This window comes from Bartonella sp. AC535YNZD (assembly GCF_042196625.1).
In the GTDB taxonomy this organism is placed as follows: Bacteria; Pseudomonadota; Alphaproteobacteria; order Rhizobiales; family Rhizobiaceae; genus Bartonella.
The window spans coordinates 1-682 of record NZ_JBHIQP010000083.1 but is presented as its reverse complement, the minus strand read 5'-3'; the positions used below and the strand labels follow the sequence as shown (position 1 = coordinate 682).

The 682-nt window shown below is 40.2% G+C and carries 1 protein-coding gene and 1 pseudogene; both read right to left on the bottom strand.

The window, feature by feature from the left end:
• The coding region (locus ACFIM8_RS09295) for a hypothetical protein (RefSeq protein WP_375614851.1) at positions 1–380 on the bottom strand (380 nt) is incomplete at its 3' end.
• Between the two features lie 20 nt (positions 381–400).
• A pseudogene (locus tag ACFIM8_RS09290) lies at positions 401–682 on the bottom strand (filamentous hemagglutinin); the annotation flags it as partial.

Here is a 682-nt window from a genome sequence, read left to right as displayed (position 1 = left end):
TTATATTTTTTACAAAACGGGCTGTTTAAGCGCTTCTTGACACTGCGCTGTGGTATGACAGCACCTGGACGACAAATGGGAAGGTTTTCGGCTTTATGATTCTCGCACATAGTCCCCCCCCCTACTTTATCACGAAATCCCGATTGAAGCATGCAAGCTTCTATGCTTCCTATTGCATTGTTGCTTAACTTTCTATTTTCTGGATCGCGATCATAAGGGGTTGGCATGCCACATTCTAATAAGGCTTTTCCTATTTCAGTAAAATTAGTAACACCATTTTTCTCCCACACACTCAAATACCCGCCAGGAGGCTTATTAAACTGACATCCAGCTATACTTAACAGAACTATTATACTTAATAATTTTAGAGTCTGTTTCATTTTTCACTCCATTATTTAATTCAAGGTTTTTGTTCACGATGAGATGTGCCATAAAGTGTTCTGCACTTATTACCCGCATCTCCAAGGCAAGTATGAGGATTGTAAGGATTTGTGAACATATTCCACCATTCTTTCCACATGTTACTGCCAGCAGGTATTGTCTCGTAGGTATAGCCATTACCGCCAATAATTCTGCTGACAAAGTCGTATCTATGCCCATCAAAACCAACAGTGGTTTGTTTGCCATCACTCACATAACCTAACAGACCGGATGCAACTAAAACATTAAAGGCTGGTCCATA